The following is a 3,195-nucleotide window of genomic DNA, read 5'->3' as shown; positions in this document are numbered from 1 at the left end:
GGGCTGCGCGTGGCTGACCGTGCGCAACGCGGCCCCGGTGGGCGTGGTCGAGCGGCTGTCGACCACGCCGGAGGGCGTGACGCTCAGCGGCTGGGCGCTCGACCCGGACACCACGGCGCCCGTCCAGGTGCACGTGCACGTGGACGGCAAGGCGGTCCGGTCGGTCAAGGCCGACCTCGACCGCCCGGACGTCGAGCGGGCGTACGGCCTCGGGGCCGCGCACGGGTTCAACGCGTCGGTCGCGGTGACCGGCGGGAAGCACGAGGTGTGCGTCTACGCGATCAACCAGCCGACGGGCCCCGCGACCCGCCTCACGTGCCGCACGGTCGAGGTCGGGAACGTGCCGGTCGGCCGGGTGGACGCGCTGACCGCCGGCGCCGACTCCGTGACGGTGCGCGGCTGGGCGCTCGACGCGGACACGCGCGACCCGATCTCCGTCCACGTGCACGTGGACGGCAAGCCGGTGCGCTCCGTCCGCGCGGAGACGTACCGCGCCGACATCGACCGGGCGTACGGCCTGGGCCCGAACCACGGCTTCAGCGCCGAGGTGCCGGTGGCGCAGGGCAAGCACGAGGTCTGCGTCTACGCCATCAACGTGCCGAGCGGCCCGCACAAGCGGCTGACGTGCCGCACGGTGACGGTCAGCAACGACAAGCCGCTCGGGCGCCTGGACGTGGTCCGCCCGGCGGCGGGTGGCGTGCGGGTCGCGGGCTGGGCGCTCGACCCCGACACCGCCGCCTCGATCCGCGTGCACGTGCACGTGGACGGCACCCCGGTGCGCTCGGTGCTGGCGGACCGCTCGCGGCCGGACGTGGGCCGCGCCTACGGCCTCGGTTCGGCGCACGGCTTCGACACGACGGTGCCCGCGGCCCCGGGCTCGCGGCAGGTGTGCGTCTACGCGATCAACCAGCCGGCGGGCCCGAACCCCCGGCTCGGGTGCACGACCGTCACCGTGCCCTGACCCCGGGACGGCGGGCGGCGCCGTTCGGGTACACATACCGGGGCAATTCGGGCAACCGGCCCGCCGACCGGGCGCGGCGGGCCGGTCGGCCGCCCGGTGGTGCGTAGCCTGACCGCGTCTCCGCCCCCGATCCGCGAGGTCCCCGGTGCCCACCTCCCCCCGTCGCAGAGCGGTCGTCGTCGCGTGCGCCGCCGTCGCCGTCCTGGTGGCCGGCGCGCTCGCCTGGTGGCTCACCCGTCCCGGGGCCGAGCCCGCCGCCGCGCCGAGCCCGGTCACGACCACACCGGCCCCGACGCCCGCGACGCCCCGGCCCGGGCCGTCCGGTGAGCCGAGCGCCCCGGCACCGGAGAGCCCGGACCCCGCGGCCCCGACGGAGCCCGCCCCCGCCCCGACGGGCGGCACCCCCGGGCAGCCCGCGGGTCCCGCGGCCGTGGACGTCGTCGCGACCTACGCGGCCTGGAACCCCGGCACCGCCGCGGTCGAGGTCGGCGCCTACGCCGCGACCGTCGAGTCCGGAGGCCGCTGCACCCTCACCCTGACGGGCCCGGGAGGCACGGCCACGATCGGGGTCGACGCCGTCCCCGACGCCTCCACCACCGTGTGCCCCGGCATGAGCCTGTCCGGACCGCCCCTCACGTCCGGGACGTGGGAGGCCGTCGTGACCTACTCGTCCCCCGCCCTCACCGGCGCCTCCGACCCGCTGACCGTGGAGGTGCCGTGAACCGGCCCCGCACCCTCGTGCGCACCGTGCTGCTGCGCGTGCTGCTGCCCGTGCTCGCCGCGGCCGCCGTGCTCGTCACCGGCCTGGCCGGGCTCGGCGGTGACCGGGGCTCCGCCGCCGCCGCGGACCTGACGCAGTTCGACCCCGGCATGATCATCAGCGACGCGGTGTTCTACGACTCCGGCACCATGTCCGCCGCGCAGGTGCAGTCGTTCCTGAACCAGAAGGGCGCCTCGTGCGTGCCCACCGCCGGGAACACCTGCCTCAAGGACTACCGGCAGGCCACGACCAGCCGGCCGGCGGACGCGTACTGCCGCGCGTACTCCGGCTCCTCCAGCGAGACCGCCGCCCAGATCGTCGCGAAGGTCGCGGTCGCCTGCCGCATCAACCCCCAGGTGCTCCTCGTCACGCTCCAGAAGGAGCAGGGTCTCGTCACCGCGACGGCCGGCAAGCCCGAGACCACGTACCGCAAGGCGCTCGGGTTCGGCTGCCCGGACACCCGGGAGTGCGACGCGAAGTACTTCGGGTTCGGGAACCAGGTCTACCTCGCCGCGCGGCAGTTCCAGCTGTACGCGGCGAACCCGGGCAACTACACGCACCGCGCCGGGATCGTGAACCAGGTCCGGTTCCACCCGAACGCCGCCTGCGGCACCAGCCCCGTCCGCATCCAGAACCAGGCGACGGCCTCGCTGTACAACTACACGCCGTACCAGCCGAACGCCGCCGCGCTCCGCGCCGGGTACGGCACGGGCGACTCCTGCTCGTCGTACGGCAACCGCAACTTCTGGAACTACTTCTCCGACTGGTTCGGCTCGCCCACGCAGCGCGCGCCGATCGGCGTCGTCGAGCAGGTCACGTCGCCCTCCTCGGGCCGGATCGCGGTGAGCGGCTGGGCGCTCGACCCGGACACCACCGCCTCCATCCGGGTGCACGTGCACGTGGACGGCAAGCCGGTCCAGTCGGTGGCCGCCGACCGCAACCGGCCCGACGTGGGCTCGGCGTACGGCAAGGGCAGCGCGCACGGCTTCAGCACGACCGTCGACTCGACCAGCGGGAAGCACCGCGTGTGCGTCTACGCCATCGACTCCGCCGGCGGCGCCAACTCCCAGCTCGGCTGCCGCGACGTCACGGTCGTCAACCAGCCCCCGATCGGCCGGCTCGACCAGGTCACGTCGCCCTCCGCGGGGACCGTGCAGGTCAGCGGCTGGGCGCTCGACCCCGACACCGCCGCCTCGATCCGCGTGCACGTGCACCTCGACGGCAAGCCCGTCCGCTCCGCCGCGGCGACCGCGAGCCGGCCCGACGTCGGCCGGGCGTACGGCAAGGGCAGCGCGCACGGGTTCACCACCTCGTTCCCCGCGGCGGCGGGCCGGCACGAGGTCTGCCTGTACGCGATCGACAGCTCGGGCGGCGCCAACACCAAGGTCTCCTGCCGGACCGTCGACGTGCAGAACGCGCGCCCGATCGGGCGGGTGGACACCGCGACCTCGGTGGAGGGCAGGCTGCGGGTCAC

At 75.4% G+C, this 3,195-nt stretch carries 1 protein-coding gene and 2 pseudogenes; all 3 read left to right on the top strand.

Translation table 11 applies throughout. From position 1 onward, the window contains the following. Positions 1–961, top strand: a pseudogene (locus AAHH18_RS16985) (hypothetical protein); the annotation flags it as partial. Positions 962–1,106: 145 nt separating this feature from the next. Continuing rightward, complete coding sequence (locus tag AAHH18_RS16980; RefSeq protein ID WP_283319707.1) at positions 1,107–1,682, top strand: hypothetical protein; 576 nt, start codon at positions 1,107–1,109, stop codon at positions 1,680–1,682. Next, a pseudogene (locus tag AAHH18_RS16975) lies at positions 1,679–3,195 on the top strand (hypothetical protein); the annotation flags it as partial. The gene AAHH18_RS16980 and the pseudogene AAHH18_RS16975, both read left to right, overlap by 4 nt.

This window comes from Cellulomonas olei (genome assembly GCF_039548315.1).
Lineage (GTDB): Bacteria > Actinomycetota > Actinomycetes > Actinomycetales > Cellulomonadaceae > Cellulomonas.
Note: the sequence above shows the minus strand (reverse complement) of the source record. Positions and strands in the feature narration are given on the sequence as shown.